This is a genomic window from Kiloniella spongiae (genome assembly GCF_001026905.1).
In the GTDB taxonomy this organism is placed as follows: domain Bacteria; phylum Pseudomonadota; class Alphaproteobacteria; order Kiloniellales; family Kiloniellaceae; genus Kiloniella; species Kiloniella spongiae.
The window spans coordinates 475,520-493,299 of the sequence record NZ_LAQL01000006.1 but is presented as its reverse complement, the minus strand read 5'-3'; the positions used below and the strand labels follow the sequence as shown (position 1 = coordinate 493,299).

Below are 17,780 nucleotides of genomic sequence, written 5' to 3'. Positions count from 1 at the left end.
GAACTCGGAAGGTTTTTATCAGCGGATCCGACAATACCTTATCCATTATCTACGCAGAGTTTTAATCGTTATTCCTACGTCCGAAATAATCCACTTTCCTATACCGATCCATCAGGTTTTTCTGATGGTGATGGGCAAGAAGATACTTCTAATCCTCGTTCTGACCCTCCAAAACCAGGACGCAATCCCAGAGGTGATCCTGGTTTTGGAGGGGACCCTGATAATGATAACGATCCGCCCGGGGATAATCTTGGTAATCCTGGTGGTAACCCCGATAGCAATGATGATCGGCCTTCTCCGTCGCCAAATCCTAGAGAAGATTTTGGGTATCGAGACCGCTTTGGAGGAGGTTTCGATAGTCAGAGGAATAGTCGTGATGGCGGAGAAGGCCAAAATCTTCAAGATGGATATTTAGTTTACCAAGGCGAACCGGACTTGCCTTTAGGCAATGTATATCTTTTAGAATCTATAATCATACCTGTTTCTAGGCCAGTCATGTGGGCAGGTAGAGCTCTGAAACCTATAGCAAAGCCTGTTTTAGATGGCTTCAGTAAAGGAGTGCAAGCTGCTCAACCTTTGGTGAAGCAAGGTTTGGATAAATTTGGATCTTTGGTTGTTAATTTAACTGATCAAGCCAGTAAACGCCTCATTGATCGTACTTTTACTGTCCGTTCTCTTCCAGAGCCACTTGGCCTTTATACTAAACGTGTCCTAAAAAGGCAACTTGATGACCCCAGATATCATGGCTTTCCATATTCATTCGACAATTTGATTCTAAAAACAACACCAATAATGAAGCCCAAAGGATATCGATTGTATCAATATCCAGGCTACGCATTGGGTGACAATAAACTCAATAAAGGAGTATATGAATTAGGAGTTAGAATTGACGGGGTGATAAATCATAGGGTATTCAGACCCAATGGTAGTTAATACATCCCAAAGTTGAGAAGTAAACGAATGGACGCGACTATATTAAAAAATAAGCCAATGTCAGGAGAATACAGAGAACATTTCTTTAATTCTCCAAAAGGAGAAACAACCACTGTTCTTTTCGAAGATAATAATTATGAAGAATATTGTGGAATCTTTTCAGGAGGAGATATACAGGAATCAAAGGTAGTAGTTAATGAAGGAATCGCATTCGTACTAGCTAAAGGAAAAGGTTATATATTTGATGTCAATAAAAGAGCAATAATATACCACACAGAACATAGCTATCTTACTGATGTTCTTTCTGGAAATACGCCCAATGTCTTTGTAGCTAGTACATTTACAGAACTTATAGTATATCAAAATGAAGAATCTTGGATTAGCAAAAGAATATCTTCAGACGGAATAAATTTAAGAGAAGTAGCCAATAATATTTTATACGGTCAAGTTTTTAATTTCTTTGATTGGGTACCATTTACCCTGAACCTTGAAACCTATGAATATGATTGTGAATGGGAGTTTTAAATGAAAATACCAGTAATTCAAACAACTTGAATTATTAGCCTTTATAAATTGTTTCATATCTCATTATAATCCGATTAGCTTCACGGGGAGTAGATTTTTTGTGTCGTCTTTACCGATTTCAGATATCGCTGCTTTTGAGAATGCCTTGGGTGACCAGTTGGTTGCTGCGGGTAAGCTGGATCTCGCCAGTTTACAGCGGGCAAAGACGGTACAACTTGAGACCGGAGAGTGTCTGAACACGCTGGTTTCAAAATTGGGCCTTGTGGCTGAGCGCGATCTGGCGGAGGTTCTGGCTCATTTGTTGGATTGCCCGCTGGTGGGAAAAGAGGACTTCCTCACCGAGGCACTCTATCCCGAACGTTTTAACCCCAGTTTCCTCAAAGGCGCGGGGGCGCTTATTCTCGGTGAAGATGCCGACAGTATCTTTGTTGCCCTTTGTGATCCGACACAGGATTTTGTGATCAATGCCCTGCAGCTTGCGACGGGAAAAGCTGCCAGGGTTTCCATTACCGTTCCGACGGAATTGGAAGCAGCAATTGATCGCCTGTTTGTGGCCCCGACTGATCCCGACTTGGATTGTGGGGTTATTACGAGGCCATTTGACAAATTGAACAGGAACGTCCCCCCGTCAATTAATTTCATGAGACATTAAAAGAGCGAGATCAACACCAAGTTCTATTTCTCTGGCACTTCTTCCCCAAGTATCTGAAACGGCTTTTGCCTTGGGCCGGTGAGTCTGACCTTTATTGTTTTGCGTCTCATATTGCTTTCATCAATATTTTCAACCGAAAGTTCTATGCGTGCGATGGCACGCTGGGATAGTTTGAGGCCGTTTCCGATACTCAGGCGTTCGATGCGAAGATCTTTTGTCGCCTGCCAGATATTGCTCTCTGGTTCGGACAGTCTTTTGTTGAACTGTTTACTGGTATCAGCGGGAGGAGTATTTTCAGTTTCATCAGGGCGAAGCGCCTGATCACTAATGATTGCTATGATCTCGAACTGTTGTTCCCGCCATTGATAGCGAGAGCCATCCGCCCGCCAGAAACCCGACGCTTTATCCTGCATCAGACCGTCAATCACGCGAAGCAAGGCACTATCAACCATGGCGTCAATCTTCGCTGTTTCGCCCATATTACGAACGACCTTGACATCGGTGCTGGCCAGGGTGCCAAAACGCGCCGCAACAAGACCCAGAAGAACCAGACCAAACAATACCATCAACAGCGCGTACCCGCGTTGCTGATTGCGGTTGGCCTTGGAACTTTTTGCGTGACGCAAAAATTGAAGGTGTAAAAATCGATTGGGCATAGGCGGCAGATTTTGTGTGGTCAAAAGGCAAGACGGATAAGGTTAGTTGTAGAAGCTCTGTTCATGAAGTAAAGAATTATTCCGTTTACGTTGCATCAGGTTATGCGACGGGCGCGGAACATTCTGTACGCAAAGACACAGGAACCTGCCAATGGTTGTATCAATCTTTATTATCCCGGACTGTTTTAGAGGGCTTGGTTCAGTAATGACATATTCACGTGTTGTGATGAGGGAGTGTGCAGATTTTGCAACCTGACTTTGAAGCCGGTTCTTTGATTTTTTTGCTGATTGCCAGTCCTTTTGTCGGAAGCTTCCTTGCCCTGGTTGCCGAGCGTTTACCTCTGGATAAATCGGTCTTCTTTGGACGGTCTTATTGTAAAAGTTGTGAGCGCGCTTTGGGGCCAGCGGATATGGTTCCCTTGATCTCTGCGTTAGTGCTGAAGTGGCGATGCCGAACCTGCGGCGCGGCATTTGGCAAGCGGGACAGTCTTGTTGAATTATTATGTTTGGGGATCGCAATCTGGTGCGTTCTCGTTTTACCCGTGCCTGTTGTTTTTGTTGGTTTCATACTGGGATCTGTTCTGCTGGTGCTATCCGCGATAGATATAGAGCATATGTATCTACCGGATGTTCTGCTTTACCCCCTGACTCTAGGCGGTCTTGGCTTTGTCTGGTGGTGGCAGCCTGAAGCGTTCATTCATCACATCATCGGTGCGGTTATTGGTGGTTTAAGTTTTTTCCTTATTAGATGGAGTTATACCCGGCTTCGTGGATGCGAAGGGCTGGGGCTTGGCGATGTCAAATTTGCCTGTGCTATTGGCGCCTGGGTTGGCTGGATGGGGCTTGCCAGTGTGATCCTGATCGCAGCTGTTTCTGCACTTCTGTTTTACTTGATCCGTAAGAGGTTCAAGAAGAGATCGCCCCTCCTTATCGATAAAATCGAATTATCATCAGAGGAACAGGCAGGAAAAGAGTCCAATCTGGAAACCAGCAAAGAACTTGATAGCAGCCTCCTGCCCTTTGGCCCCTTCCTCGCTCTCGGCCTCTGGATCACCTGGCTCTATGGCCCGATTATCGTGGGGTAAATAGTGAACGGTGAAATAGGAAAGCTCTGCAAAAAAGTAAAGCTATCAATTTAAGGGAAGTTGCTTTCAACATATCATCTATACGCACATCCAAGAAAAATCGTTGAGCAAGAAATGCGAATAAAAACTCTGTCCAAGGGTAGCATGGAGGAAAGTGGTCCCACTTTCCATGTCCTGCCCCCGTATAAAAATGTGAAAATCGTTTATTTTCATTTATCGTTTTCCCGACAACTCCCATGAAAAATTATACGTACTTTGATGTCGATTTTCCTTCTAACCTAATGGATTCAAAGATAAAATCTTAAGATCTATTTGAAGAGGGGATTTATAATGTCACGATGGGGTCTAGCGAATATAGAAGTCCTTGCCAGCAAGCCGTACATTACGGATGAGCTAAGACGTGGCGTTCCCATGCAACAGCTTTACGACGATCTTTATACTAGGAAGTGGATAACCGTTAGCTATAACAGCTTTCGTTTAAGGGCACGTGCTATCAAACAAGAGATTACCGCAATAGCAAATGAAAGTACTCCAAATGCTCCTTCTGCCAGACACCAACCAAAACTGACAAAGTCTCAATCAAAAATAGAAACGGAAAGTAAGCCAATCCCTTCAAGTAGAAAGTTTGTACTAAGCTCAGTTAGTGATTTGACAGAATTCACTCGGGAAAAAGATTGAGCTCAAAAGCCACGCCTTTGAGCCCAACATAAAATCAATAAGTAATACAGCTTTACAGGTTCACTTGATCAAGCTTTGTATTCAAATCACGCCAAGCCATATTTAGCCTGCTCTTGGTTAGAATATAGTAATCCGATGTGGTGATAGCTTCTTGGTAGGTTAGGTAATCACACAGCATTCGATTGATATCATAGGCCATCGGGCCATCTTTCTCTGGTCCCAAAGGAATGATGCCATCTATGTGATCCATATAATGAGCATAAAACTTTGTATCTTCGAACTTTTGCCCATCAATTCGTACCTCTCCGAAATACTTGTTTAGCCAAACAATCGTCCGACTGTCAGGAAAAGCGATTTGTAACTATTAAGCGTCTCAACACAAGACGGCCCGCCAATTATTATTGAATGTAGCAAGATCCTTTTTCCAAAGGACTGCGCCTCATCCAGAAAGCCTTTCGCTTTTAATGCCTGGCATATGCTTAAATAAGATGTACTCCCACAATCCACGATAACTTCAGCGTCATCATCCATCTGTAAAATCTGCTTAAAGAGGTTATCGATAGATTTAGGATTAGAAGAATCCTCACAATAAATATCAAACCATTTCGTGTTGAAAGCTTCATATCGTCGTAAGTTCCCTCCGCAAGGCTCTGTACTCACGCAAAGAACCCTTTTATTTCTGGCAATATAATGTTGAGCCAAAATAGACGCAGCATAGGAGGTACCAACACCCCCTTTGCCATTTAGGAAAAAATGAGTTGTCCCCATAATTATTCTCCAACTACAGGTTATTTTAAATATAGGTGATATAGGTTTGCGCGACCAAATGACCGTGAAAATGATGTAATAACGCGACCATTTGACCGTAAAAGCGCGACTTAACGTCTGTGGATAGTTTCGTGTTATAGGGAATTGGTGGAGGACTATGTTTCAAGATAATCCCACGGCTCTTCCCTTTGGCATCAAGGCTCTCACTCACCCTTGCATTGGGGTAAATCAGCTTCACGGTAGAGAGGGTTATCATGAATTTCCGGCGAAAATCCCTTAGCCGAGCATATCCACGTCCAAATTGCTTCCATAACAAAGGCCAATAGACTGTGTATGGTTTCTTAAGCCGGTGCAGACGCTGTGTCAGCCAAAGATAAATATCCATGGCCAAGGCGGAATGAGACACGGCCGTTATGGCCTTGAGATCTATCGGAATAGCCTGATTTTGCAGTGTGGCCCAGAACTCACGGGAAAGCACAAACTCTTTCGGCCAAAGTACCCGCGTTCTTGCCAGTGATAACCACATCAGATCAAAATCAGAAACAATATGGCCCTGGCTTTGCCGCCCGTTTGAGGCCATACGAATAGTTGCGGTTCCCAAAGCGGATAGTTGATATTTGAACTCGGAAACATCTTGGCCATTTGGCTCTCTACTCAATACTTTTTTCAAAAAGGCTGTCATAGACCGATTGGGTTTTATGACAGGGGATTGTTGCCTGATAGCCTCTGTACTCAAATGGATTAATGCCAATCTTGCTCGGCTACCACAAGGTAAAGGCATCTCTCGCCACTGCTCAGCTTTGGTATCAAAGGTCCTTCCGGCCTCGATCTGTAGGGCTGTACTTCCATTGGTAGTTTCCCAAACACGCGTCTCTTCAGGCACCCGGCGTGTAGGCAAAAAGTTTTGGCACAGAGTAGTATGTAAAAAGCCAATATTTTCACTTGGACCAGCCTGTAAATCATTGGCGGCTTGAGCCACTCTGCGTAGCCGAGGATCAAGAAGCTCTTCGGCACGGTCTTACCCTCAAGAAAGATCCTGACATTCCTACTCCTCATTGTCGTTTGCTCCCCCAGAAGCCTTCCGACAACGTCCTCTTTTTCGCGGGCGACCTCGTTTGCCTTTCCCAGGATCAATTACTTGATCTTCCAGCCAAGCCTCAATATCGTCCACACGATAAACCGCGCTCTTCCCAATAATGGCATAAGCAGGCCCCGCTCCCCGACAAGCGAGCTGCGCAAGAGTAGTAAATTTTACGGGATACTGGTTAGGGACTTCACTTCTAGTAAGAAATTTTTTCATATAACTCTCCAAATCTCGTTAGTTGAGTTGATATGAACTGACTTGAATTGATATGGAAGTTACTTAGCTGAGAAAAATAGGTACATAAACTTAAGTAACCATTTGATATCAAATATATTTGAAAGAAATTGCTTTTTATAAAATTGATACATTCTATTCTTCCTCTCCCTACTATTAGGCAGCCTCCTAGCTTGAGTTAGAGTTATCATTATCTTCCTTTTAAACCATTCTAGTGAGCCAAACCGAGCATTCCCGATACAATATATGGTTGTCTTCGCCCCTCCTTCCCACTTCTTTACAGGCACCTTTTTCTCAATAATTTCCCGAATTATCTTTCTCTCGCTCTCAAGACTTGGCTTGAGCATAAGTGGTTGCGTTTCATCTATCTTTGAATAGAAATTTGCATAAAGAGCAGCATTGAGTTGCTCTAAATAGCTATAAAATATCGTCCTATTTTCCATTGGTTTAATTCCAGCACCCAACCAATGAAGATCTACTTGTTCAATAATTTTTCTCAGCCCAAAGTTTTTTGGTCTTCCGTAACGGAGTCCGGGATCTGATGGGATCGCGTCTAATACCGCATTTGCAAAATCAATAGCTTCTAATTGTGTGAAGTTTTGATCACTCTCAAAATCCCCCCAAAGAGAATTCAGAACCCTCTTAGGACGCAAATAAGACAAAAGCCAACAATTCCAACTATAAAAATCTTCAGAAACGTTCCACAAATCTGAATATTTATAATTAAGAACTTCAGCAGTTTTGGATATTAATTGAGGATGTTTTTCAGAAATTTTTAAAAAGATGTAAACATCATCCGTGAATTCTTTTAAGAAAGGAGGCTCATTATATGTTTTTGCAAAACCAATAATGTAGAAAATTTCAAGCACTAAACTTCTATTTAATATATCATTTTGTAATTTTGAATATATTTTGTTTTTTTGAATTTCCTCAATCAAAGATTGAATAGAAGAGATTATTTCTTCCATTTCTTTTGTGCGAGGTAGGCTTCCATGATGGAAGCTTAATATTGACGCACTATAGGGGCGAATTTTCTTGAGCAACTTTTCCCCTGGCGATATGAGGACTTGTTTCCTTTTTTTGCAGCTCTTTTTAACTATTTTATTTTCTCTATAGGAATTATTCATTTGGGACAATTCTGGGACAGTGAATTTAGATTCGAGTGAATTCAACTAAATTTCACAAAACAGGATTACATTGAATATCAATAAGTTATATATATTCAATACTATTATCAATAGGTTAATAAAGCCCTCCGAAGGCGAAGGTCACAGGTTCGAATCCTGTCGGGTGCGCCAATTCTCAGACAAAATGATTTCTTAAGCCTTGAAACAATTATCCTGTTGCCATCCCAAGAACTTTGGGTGCGGGCATCATGAAGGGTTCTCAGATGGAAATGCTCTTCCGCTGGAATTCAACAGATGTTCAATTTGTGTGGGATCGTTTACATGCCTTCGTTCAAAGGATCAGGTTCAACTGCCTCAATCTTGGCTATCGCGTTGTAACCAAACCTGCCACCACCTCCGCGGGGTTCATAATAAAGAACCTAATTATTTTCAAAACACTTCGCACGTTACAAATAGCGTTTGGGGAACTGATATTTTTCTTCCGTAAAATCAACGTATTTTAATCCTGCACGACGGATAAAAACGCCCTTTGCCATGACTAACACTTATTGATTGAATAAATTACCAAACATCACTTTGGGTTGAGATAATCAACACTGTAATTAATATTCCCATACAATAATTTCACAGTTCAAAACGCGAAAAATACTGCACAACCCATGATTGTTCATTTCTTATTCATAAATTCACGTAATAATTGATTGTCGGAATTTATTTAAGCTTGAGGGTGGTTTTTACGAGTATATCAGACATTTCCCCAAGGGACATCAAGATGGAGCAGACACCACAGGATTCAAAAACAAAAATCCTAATTGTTGATGATAACGAAGGTGATAGACTGCTTATAGAAGCATTACTATCACATTCCACTAATCAATTTGATTTTCAATGGACTAGATCCGTTGCCGAAGCAAAGATAGCATTAGAAGGTAATACTGTCATTCAGGCTGCGCTGGTTGATTACAACCTTAATGATGGAAAAGGGATCGAGCTTTTACAGCATCAATCCAATCAAAACGACCAATGCCCCTGTATCGTTATGACGGGGCTGGAAAGCACAGAAATCGATCTTGCAGCCATGGAAGCAGGGGCTGCTGATTTTCTTCCCAAGAATGAAATGACCGGCGTGTTGCTGGAACGCACCATCCGCTATGCCATTGAGCAGGATCAGATACGCCAAGTGCTCCGGCAAAAAAATACCGAATTGAAACGTGCCCAAATGCGGCTGGAAGCACAAAACCTAAGCATTGCGAAGCTTGCAGAGCATTTAACAGAAACTGCTCTTGAAAAAATTGACAAACTCCACGAACATACGTCTCTGTCCTGTAGCGATTTACACGATCTGCAAAAAGAAGATCGACTGGCCATTTGGCAAGTGTCACTGACTGGCCAAACCCTCTTTATGAATAATGCCATGACCAAGTGGTTTTATCCCTTCGCCGGCGGTGCAATTTCAGGCAGAAACTTTTCAACTCTCAGTGACTTTAACAACATCTCATTTGCTTCCTTTTCTCAATATTTTATCAAGGAAGACAGAGATCTGGTCATGCAAGAACTGGCCAAATGGCAACTGGGGCAAGTGACAAGTTTCGAAGCAACACTCAGGCTGAAAGACAAAAGCTCAACAAAACTGATTTCCCAAGACAGGCATGTAATTGTTTCTGCAGCAACAACGGCCTCTCAGGAAAATATGGAAGAAACCCTCTTGGTAACCATGGTCGATATTACGAAGCGGCGTGTTATCGAACGAAGTATGCAGGAGTTGTTACACAGGGACGATTTAACAGGTCTCTATAATCGCCTTGCCTTTAACGAGTTTTTGCCGACAGCCATCGCCAATGCTGATCGGAATGATTACATGGTGGGTGTGCTCTATCTGGATATTAATGATTTTAAAAAAATAAATGATACCTATGGTCATCAGGTTGGGGATCAGATCTTACAACAAACAGCAGAAAAACTAGAATTTCACACTCGGACCTCTGATATAACGGCACGTTTGAGCGGAGATGAATTTGGCATTATTTTAAATAATCTTCATAGTGAAAATGATGCGGCTCAGGTCGCGCTTAATATTCTTGAAGGGTTTGAAAATACTTTTATCATTGATCAACAGACCATTCTTGTTGATATCAGTTTAGGTATTTCACTCTATCCTCTTAATGGAAAAGAAGCCGAGATCTTAATTCGTAATGCTGACTTGGCACTCTATCGAGCCAAGAAAATATCTGGATCGAGCTATGGTTTTTTTGATCCCGAGATGCTTAAAAAGATTTCTAATCGTCGGGATGTTGAACATAGTCTTCGTGCGGCTACGCTTTCTTTTGTACAATTTGAAACCCACTATCAACCGCAAGTTTGCGCCCCTGACGGGCGATGTTACGGTGTAGAAGCACTCTTACGATGGAATCATCCTGAACGTGGTCTTTTATTGCCGAAAGACTTCCTTGAAGTCGCAGAGCAAACAGGTCTTATTCTACCCATTGGCAACTGGATTTTTGATCAGGGCTGTAAACAATTGAGGAAGTGGCAGCTTGCCAAACACCCAATTACATCCCTTGCTATCAACCTGTCAGCGATACAACTTTTTCAGGAAGATATCATCGATAGTGTCAAGAGGACGGTTGCGCAAACCGGTTGCGATCCGGAAGGGCTTGTTCTGGAGTTGACTGAAAATATTGTGCTGAAAGATTTGATGACAGCACAAAAGGTTATTAATGAATTGCGAGAATTGGGTATTAAAATAGCACTGGACGATTTTGGAACCGGGCATTCATCGCTTTCATTACTAAAAGAACTCTCTGTCGATATTCTGAAAATTGATCGCTCATTTGTGAAGGATATTCATACTAATACCCGAAATAGAATTATTGTTAAAAATATAACGCAAATGGCCAAAGAACTGGGTGTTTCAGTAACCGCCGAAGGTGTTGAGAAGGCAGAAGAACATTCTGCAATTCTGGAATGCGGATGTGATCATATTCAGGGATATCTTTTCGGGAAGCCGCTTGATCTGTCTTCTCTGGAGAATTGGGTTCATCAATATGCGGCTAGCGCTTAAAGAGAAAGTTGTTTATGGTAGTTTAATTATCCCCCTTAAATTGTAAGATTAAAGAGAAATATGATCAAATCAAATGTGGGACAAGGATATAATCATGAAACATTTTTCACCTGGATAATTTCCGGCTTTCTTGGAATTTCAAGCTTTTTGTATGATTGGTATACACCACTGGGTATTGCAGGTGGTTTGATTTATATAATCTTTGTGTTGAGCGGTATTCAACTTAAATCCAGTAGAATAATTTTCCTGTTTGCGGGTATTTCCACAGGGTTGATAATTTTTGGGTATTTTTTCATTACTTCGAGCTCTGTAGAGAGCCAGCTTATCATTATTTTAAACCGCGTTATGTCTATTCTGGTTTTGTGGGTTGTGGCTTTTCTTGCGCATTTGATGCAACGTTCTTTGTATCAAGCCAAGGTCGCAGAAAACCAGTCAAGAGCTGTTATTGATAACGCTGTTGACAGTATGATCCTGATTGACGGGAAAGGCCTGATACAGGAATTTAATCCAGCATCAGTCAAATTGTTTGGTTATGAGGTCTCCGAAGTCATTGGCAAAAATGTAAAAATGCTGATGCCGGAGAGCTATGCCAAAGAACACGATCAATATCTTGAAAACTACCAAACAACAGGCAAAGCCAAAATAATTGGAACGGGGCGTCAGGTTACTGGTAAACGTAAAGACGGCAGCAAATTTCCGATGGATTTAAGCGTTGGTAAAATGGAAACAGAGGGTGGTAATCATTTTATCGGCGTTGTGCGCGATATCAGCGAGCGGGTCGAGATGGAAAAAGCCCGAAGTCAAATGATTGGCGAATTAACTCAAAGCAACCTAGCCGCAAAAATTGCAGAAGCAAGAACGAAAGCAGTTATTGATAACGCCGTTGACAGTATGATCTTGATTGATGGGAAAGGCCTGATACAGGAATTTAATCCAGCATCAGTCAAACTGTTTGGTTATGAGGTGTCTGAAGTCATTAACAAAAATGTAAAAATGCTGATGCCAGACAACTATGCTAGAGAACACGACCAGTATCTCGAAAATTATCAGACAACCGGAACAGCAAAAATCATTGGAATTGGTCGCCAAGTCATAGGTAAACGTAAAGACGACAGTGAATTCCCAATGGAGTTGAGTGTCGGTAAAGTGGAAACTGAAAGCGGAATTCATTTTATCGGAATTGTGCGTGATATCAGCGAGCGTGTAGAATCTGAAAAAATTCGTGACAAAATGATTGCAGAACTCAGCAATAGCCATTTGGCAACAAAGAATGCCGAGACACGCTCGAAAGCAATTATTAATAACGCCGTTGATAGTATGATCCTGATTGACTCGAAAGGCTTAATACAGGAATTCAATCCAGCATCAGTCAAACTGTTCGGTTATGAGGTATCTGAAGTCATTGGCAAAAATGTAAAAATGCTGATGCCGGACAGCTACGCGAGAGAACACGACCAGTATCTGCACGATTATAAGACAACCGGAAAAGCAAAAATCATTGGAATTGGCCGTCAAGTCATAGGTAGGCGTAAAGACGGCAGTGAATTTCCAATGGACTTGAGTGTCGGTAAAGTGGAAGGCGATAATGATAATCTTTTTGTCGGAATTGTGCGTGATATTACACAACGTGTAGAGTTAGAGAGAGTTCGAGACAAAAACATCCGTGACCTAACCAAAAGCAATCAGGCTTTGGATGATTTTGCCTATATTGCCTCTCATGATTTGAAAGAACCCTTAAGAGGTTTGGCAAATAATGCCATGTTCTTTGCCGAAGATTATAGCGATAGTCTGGATGAAGGTGGCACTAAACGCATTGATCGGATGTGCACGCTGACAAAGCGTATGGAAAAGCTGATTGACAATCTGTTGTATTTTTCAAGGCTTGGTCGACAGGATCTTGCTATTCAATCCACTAATATCAACGATGTTGTTCACGAAATTACAGCAATGATTGATACTTTGATTGAAGAAGAGCATGTGACAATTAACGTTCTCAAGCCTCTGCCTAATATCGTTTGTGATAAGCACAGAGTTTCTGAAGTTTTCAGAAATTTGATAACAAATGCGATTAAATACAATGATAAAGATACGAAAACAGTTGAATTGGATTTTTATAAGGTCAAGGATGGACGTCATGATGTTTTTTCGATCAGCGATAATGGTATCGGTATTGCCGAAGAATTTCATCAGGACATTTTCAAAATCTTTAAGCGGCTTAATATCGAAGACGACAATGTTCGTGGTACCGGTGTTGGCTTGACTTTTGTTCAAAAAATCATTGAACGGCATGGGGGCGAAATCTGGCTGGAATCAATACCAAATGCCGGAACGACCTTTTATTTCACATTAAACGGGGAAGTATAATGGTTAATGAAAAAATTGGACTGGAAACCATTTTAATTGTCGAAGACAACATTGACGATTACGAAGCAACGCGGCGGAGTTTTAAGAAATCGCGATTGGAAAACCCTGTTCAGTGGTGTCAGAATGGACAAGATGCAATTCATTACCTTACGAAAACAGGGCCTTATGAAAATGACGATAGTGTAGTAACGCCCTGTCTGATACTATTGGATTTGAATATGCCGGGACTGGATGGCCGGAAAGTTCTAAAGCAAATGAAATCGGATAAAAAGACACTTGATATTCCGGTAATTGTTTTGACCACATCATCTGATGAAATTGATGTGAATAAGTGTTACGAGCTTGGTGCCGCGACCTACATACAAAAGCCCGTCGGCTTTGATGGATTATTAAAGGCGGCTGAACAGATTAAAGATTACTGGTTTGGCTTGGCCTTGTTACCCCAGAGGAGATAAGTGTGGTAAGTGTGGTAGAAACAACGACAGTATTGGTTATTGATGACAGCATGGATGATCGGGAGCTTTGCTTACGATCATTAAAGCGAATTACTGATACGAACTACCGCACGGTTGAATCTTCGGATGGGGATGAAGGTATTGAATTTATAAATCAATTTCCGCCGGATTGTGTCCTTCTTGACTATTCAATGCCAAAAAGAAATGGCCTTGAAATTCTAAAAATTATTCATGATAAACATCCGCACCTACCTGTTATTATGTTAACGGGTCAGGGGGATGAAATCGTCGCTGTTGAGGTCATGAAAAATGGAGCTCAGGATTACCTAACCAAAGATACAATCAACGCAGAAGTTCTTAATCGGGTAATCAAACATGCGATCGAACGCGCTTCTCTGGCCAAAGAAGTTGCCCTGCAACGTGATTCCCTGACGACTTTTAGCCATGCGCTTGCGCACGATTTGAAAGAACCTGTTCGAATGATCCGTTCATTCCTTCAGCTTATTGATACAACGCAAGATTTAACCAGTCAAAATCAGGAGTATTTCTCGCACGTTATTACAGCGACAAACAATATGGATCACCTGATCGATATGGTGCGCTGTTATACAAAATTGGATGCACCTGATGATTATTACGAAAAAGAGCCAATTTCTCTGGCCAATGTTATCAAACGTGCACAAAGCAACCTTAAGCGCATTCTCAAGGATGATACAATTACCATTGTGAACGAAGAGAATCTTTCAGTAAATGGTAACGAAACACAATTAATGCAATTGTTTCAAAACCTGCTGATGAATGCCATCGTTCATAATGATAAAAAAAGCCCAAAAATTACAATTTCGATAAAAGAAGAATTTGAGTTTGCTACCGTTTTTGTAACCGATAATGGTCCTGGAATTCCACTAGAATATGCCGAACGTATTTTTGAACCGTTTGCACGGTTTAGTGAAGAAAAAAAAGGAACAGGTCTCGGTCTTGCTATTTGTAAAAAGACCATAGAACGCCACGGTGGGCTATTGTGGTACGAGCAATCTGACAAGGGCGGTAGTGTATTCAAATTCACATTGCAAATGAACGGCCGTTCAAAAGATAAAACGTTGGTAAATAAACATAATAAACTTATATCAACTGAAAAAAATCTGGATGAAACTGCACTGGCAAACGTCCTGCTTGTTGAAGATGATGATCTTGATATCAGGTTAACGCAGGCACTTCTCTTTGAGCGCGATGGCCTTAGCTGTCAACTCCATTTGGCCAGAAATGGAGCAGAAGCTCTAACGTTTTTAAAGTCATCAGAAAACCCCGCGATTGATCTCATTCTTCTTGATATCAACATGCCAATTATGGATGGCTTTGAGTTTTTACAGAACCTACGCAAAGATGAGCAAATCAAATCATTGCCGATTATTATGTGCACAACATCAAATGATGATCGTGATATTCGTAAGGCAAAAAGTTTTGATGTGCTGGATTATCTCAACAAGCCCATTACACTGGATAAAATGCGTCCTTGTCTAAACAGTTATACCAAACTTGATCTGGAAGAAAAAGACGGCCAAACACATCTGTGGCGGCATTAACATCTGTTGATTTTATCTGGCCGTAATCTTTCAATCAGTATATGCCTTCGATCAATAAAGACTAAATCTCTTTCATGCGTAGTTTCAAAACTTCCACCCCCCGTTTCAGGGCAGCCATAAGCGCGACAGTTCCCAGCAATAGTGCTGCCCCCTGATAAGTTATGTTATAGCCGAACGACGTAATCGACGGGATGCTCAGGAAAGGAGAACAGAACTGGCCGAGAAAAACGGCGGTTGTCAGAACACCGCCCGCCATGCCACGTCGGCTTGAGGGGGCAATTTGCAAGGCAATACCTACAAAGTTTGGAACCGCAAGCGCAAAACCAATGCCCACGGCAACAGAACCAGCAAAGATCGCAATGACATCTGTGCCAAGAGGAAGAATGGCAAAACCCAATGCCATAAAGCCATACCCCAACGCGTAAGTTCCGGCGTAGTTTAGCACCCGTTTGATCCGGCTATAGAATAACGCGGCGCAGCCTCCGGCGAGGGATAAAGCCCCAAGTGCCGCCCCGGTCATCACGGCACTGTCATATCCCAAACTATCGAGGAAAAAGGGTAGTTGCGTTGGCATCAGGAAAAAGATCATGTTGGTCATTAACTGCAGCACCGCCAAGGCGGCTATCCACCCCTTCCATGATAGATGTCCATCAGCTTCGCTTGCCTCTGTTTTTATAACGGATTCAATAACTCTATTTTTTGCTGTGTTTTTGATGGTTTCTTTAGCGGGCGTGCCAGATGTCTCACGGATAACCATCCACATAAAGGGGAGGTAAAGAACAGCCAGTCCATAGATCACAAAGGGCAAGCGCGGCGAACTAACGGCAAACCAGCCCGCGAGCGTCAAAAATACAAAGCCTCCAAAATTTCGCGCAGAGATCTGCAACCCTGTCAAAGCACTTCGTTTCTCGCCTGTAAAATAATCCCCGATCAAGGCTGTTTGTGACGTCATAATCATCGCCACAGCAATGCCCAGTGCCAAACGACTGGTAAAGATCATTTCGAGATTGGGTAGATAAAAACCAGCACTGCCCGTAATCACAAACAAAACAACACCAAATAACAACATCACACGCCTGCCATAACGGTCCACAAAATAACCAGCAAGCGGGGCAAAAATTACAACTGTCAACGAAGGTGCCGGCACCAACAACCTGATTAAAAAATCTGCGTTGGTCTGCCCCATAAAGGCACGTTCTAACCCAGCCAGTGCAGGGCTGATCGTCGCATTTGCCATCACCATAAGGGTGGCAGCCATCATCAAGGCAATGGCTCTACCATCCTGCCAAACGGGGCCATCTTTCGTCTTGAGAGACTGTGTCATAGGTTCTTTCCTCTTGTATGAATCGTCTGTTGAGAGCATCATAAAAATTCAAGTTAACTTGAGGTCAAGTCAGAAAATTTGAGTCCAAAATCCAACCTCAAAATTCACCATTCCTGATCAGAGAAAAGTATGCGTGTTTTAGATATTTCCGAAGTTGTCGAGCAAACAGGTTTACGCCCTTCGACCTTGCGATATTACGAAGAAATCGGGTTAATAAAATCCATTGGCAGACACGGGCTTCGACGACAGTTTGCCCCACAAACGTTGATGCAAATATCTTTAATTACACTTGGAAAATCAGCAGGTTTCACACTTGATGAAATCGCAGGTATGTTTGGCGAAGATGGGCAACCCGATCTGCCGAGAGAAGACTTACAGGCACGCGCTGATGACTTGGACAAACAGATCCATGATCTCACGATTCTCAGTAAAGCTCTGCGTCATGTTGCCAACTGTTCCGCGCCATCTCACATGGAATGCCCTAAATTTCAAAAGCTATTGCGCGTGGTGAAGCGACATAAACGAGGCTAACATTCCAAAAGAAAAAGCCTTCCCGGTGCAATATTCGTGATATATATGCCTTCGTTTAAGCGACCCAGCTCAATTGGATCTCCTAAAGTTTAGTTTACAAACAAGCAAGAAAATGCTCTTCAATATAGTATAAAACATATAACAGAGAAGATGGTGCAATGGGATCAGGATCAACACGACCAAACACTGCTGATGACAAGATGATCGCTGCTATCGGGCGCGGTGATAACAGTGAGTTTAGAGATCGAAGCCCAGGTAAAAATATCGACACCAAGCTCATCAAAGAAAAAGAAGCCCGAGAGAAGAAAATTCAAGACAAAACCGATCGGCTCAGAGCGTTGAGATTGGCTGCTGAAAAAGAAGCGAAGTCAAAATAACGAGTCCTAAAAAGAGTTCCTTTTAAAGGTACCTCAGTAAAATTCAAATTTCTACTGGAGTATCTTCAAAAGGTTTATGGAAAGACAAACTGTTCTTTCCATATGGATGTTGGTGAGTGTCCATAGAATAGAAAAACACAGGACTAAAATATCGCTAACTGTTAAAGCTGGCAGTAAAAGCGATTTCCATAATAGACACATTACTATCATTCATTAGACGTTTACCCGTTGCACGTGACAGATTTCAACGATCTGTTACGAAGAAGCGCCGAAGCGTTTCTTAAAGAGGCGTTTTAGTTGACGCAATCCTATACCCTGTCTTCAATAAGCTTCAAAGTACTTT

At 42.1% G+C, this 17,780-nt stretch carries 17 protein-coding genes; 11 read left to right on the top strand and 6 right to left on the bottom strand.

Features of this window, described 5'->3' with window-relative positions; all coding sequences use genetic code 11:
- The 3 genes from WH96_RS21770 to WH96_RS11300 form a co-directional block, all read left to right on the top strand.
- On the top strand, window positions 1–933 hold a 933-nt coding region (locus WH96_RS21770; RefSeq protein WP_281175850.1), incomplete at its 5' end, for an RHS repeat-associated core domain-containing protein.
- A gap of 27 nt (window positions 934–960) precedes the next feature.
- Window positions 961–1,458 carry a hypothetical protein gene (locus tag WH96_RS11305; RefSeq protein WP_047764212.1) on the top strand — a complete coding sequence of 166 codons (498 nt, stop codon included), beginning with the start codon at window positions 961–963 and terminating at the stop codon, window positions 1,456–1,458.
- A gap of 100 nt (window positions 1,459–1,558) precedes the next feature.
- Entirely contained in the window at window positions 1,559–2,110 is a 552-nt protein-coding gene (locus WH96_RS11300; RefSeq protein ID WP_047764211.1) for a GspE/PulE/PilB domain-containing protein, read from the top strand.
- A gap of 23 nt (window positions 2,111–2,133) precedes the next feature.
- On the opposite strand, the gene WH96_RS11295 is transcribed toward WH96_RS11300, so the two are convergent.
- Entirely contained in the window at window positions 2,134–2,676 is a 543-nt protein-coding gene (locus tag WH96_RS11295; RefSeq protein ID WP_156176781.1) for a hypothetical protein, read from the bottom strand.
- 326 nt (window positions 2,677–3,002) lie between these two features.
- On the opposite strand from WH96_RS11295, the gene WH96_RS11290 reads away from it, so the two are divergent.
- Complete coding sequence (locus WH96_RS11290; protein ID WP_053005851.1) at window positions 3,003–3,851, top strand: prepilin peptidase; 849 nt, start codon at window positions 3,003–3,005, stop codon at window positions 3,849–3,851.
- A gap of 330 nt (window positions 3,852–4,181) precedes the next feature.
- The gene (locus WH96_RS11285) at window positions 4,182–4,529 is read left to right on the top strand and encodes a hypothetical protein (protein ID WP_047764209.1); all 348 of its coding nucleotides are present in this window, start codon (window positions 4,182–4,184) and stop codon (window positions 4,527–4,529) included.
- A gap of 52 nt (window positions 4,530–4,581) precedes the next feature.
- On the opposite strand, the gene WH96_RS11280 is transcribed toward WH96_RS11285, so the two are convergent.
- From WH96_RS11280 to WH96_RS11255, 4 genes are all read right to left on the bottom strand, one after another.
- Window positions 4,582–4,779, bottom strand: a complete 198-nt coding sequence (locus WH96_RS11280) for a hypothetical protein (protein WP_047764208.1) — start codon at window positions 4,777–4,779, stop codon at window positions 4,582–4,584.
- Between the two features lie 68 nt (window positions 4,780–4,847).
- Window positions 4,848–5,297 (bottom strand): P-loop NTPase family protein, encoded by a 450-nt coding sequence (locus tag WH96_RS11275; protein WP_047764207.1) that lies wholly within the window; start codon window positions 5,295–5,297, stop codon window positions 4,848–4,850.
- 25 nt (window positions 5,298–5,322) lie between these two features.
- A complete protein-coding gene (locus tag WH96_RS11270) occupies window positions 5,323–6,276 on the bottom strand; it encodes a replication protein RepA (protein ID WP_082130437.1) in 954 nt (317 codons plus the stop codon).
- A 380-nt stretch (window positions 6,277–6,656) separates the two neighbouring features.
- The gene (locus WH96_RS11255; protein ID WP_047764203.1) at window positions 6,657–7,742 is read right to left on the bottom strand and encodes a hypothetical protein; all 1,086 of its coding nucleotides are present in this window, start codon (window positions 7,740–7,742) and stop codon (window positions 6,657–6,659) included.
- A gap of 772 nt (window positions 7,743–8,514) precedes the next feature.
- Here WH96_RS11255 and WH96_RS21365 point away from each other — a divergent pair.
- From WH96_RS21365 to WH96_RS11230, 4 genes are read left to right on the top strand one after another with little or no spacing between them, the layout of a single operon-like run.
- Window positions 8,515–10,803: an EAL domain-containing protein gene (locus WH96_RS21365; protein ID WP_053005850.1), complete on the top strand. Its 2,289-nt coding sequence runs from the start codon at window positions 8,515–8,517 to the stop codon at window positions 10,801–10,803.
- 60 nt (window positions 10,804–10,863) lie between these two features.
- Window positions 10,864–13,167 (top strand): PAS domain S-box protein, encoded by a 2,304-nt coding sequence (locus tag WH96_RS11240; protein WP_082130436.1) that lies wholly within the window; start codon window positions 10,864–10,866, stop codon window positions 13,165–13,167.
- Window positions 13,167–13,622 carry a response regulator gene (locus WH96_RS11235; RefSeq protein WP_047764201.1) on the top strand — a complete coding sequence of 152 codons (456 nt, stop codon included), beginning with the start codon at window positions 13,167–13,169 and terminating at the stop codon, window positions 13,620–13,622. The genes WH96_RS11240 and WH96_RS11235 overlap by 1 nt, the downstream gene beginning before the upstream one ends.
- Window positions 13,623–13,624: 2 nt before the next feature.
- Window positions 13,625–15,205, top strand: coding sequence for a response regulator (locus WH96_RS11230; RefSeq protein ID WP_053005849.1), 1,581 nt, complete (start codon window positions 13,625–13,627; stop codon window positions 15,203–15,205).
- A gap of 61 nt (window positions 15,206–15,266) precedes the next feature.
- On the opposite strand, the gene WH96_RS11225 is transcribed toward WH96_RS11230, so the two are convergent.
- Complete coding sequence (locus tag WH96_RS11225) at window positions 15,267–16,529, bottom strand: MFS transporter (protein ID WP_047764200.1); 1,263 nt, start codon at window positions 16,527–16,529, stop codon at window positions 15,267–15,269.
- Between the two features lie 129 nt (window positions 16,530–16,658).
- Between WH96_RS11225 and WH96_RS11220 the strand changes: the two genes are divergently transcribed.
- Together WH96_RS11220 and WH96_RS11215 are read left to right on the top strand one after the other, a co-directional pair.
- The gene (locus WH96_RS11220; RefSeq protein WP_047764199.1) at window positions 16,659–17,060 is read left to right on the top strand and encodes a helix-turn-helix domain-containing protein; all 402 of its coding nucleotides are present in this window, start codon (window positions 16,659–16,661) and stop codon (window positions 17,058–17,060) included.
- Window positions 17,061–17,218: 158 nt separating this feature from the next.
- On the top strand, window positions 17,219–17,437 hold the full coding sequence (locus WH96_RS11215; RefSeq protein ID WP_047764198.1) for a hypothetical protein: 219 nt from the start codon (window positions 17,219–17,221) through the stop codon (window positions 17,435–17,437).
- Window positions 17,438–17,780 lie beyond the last annotated feature (343 nt).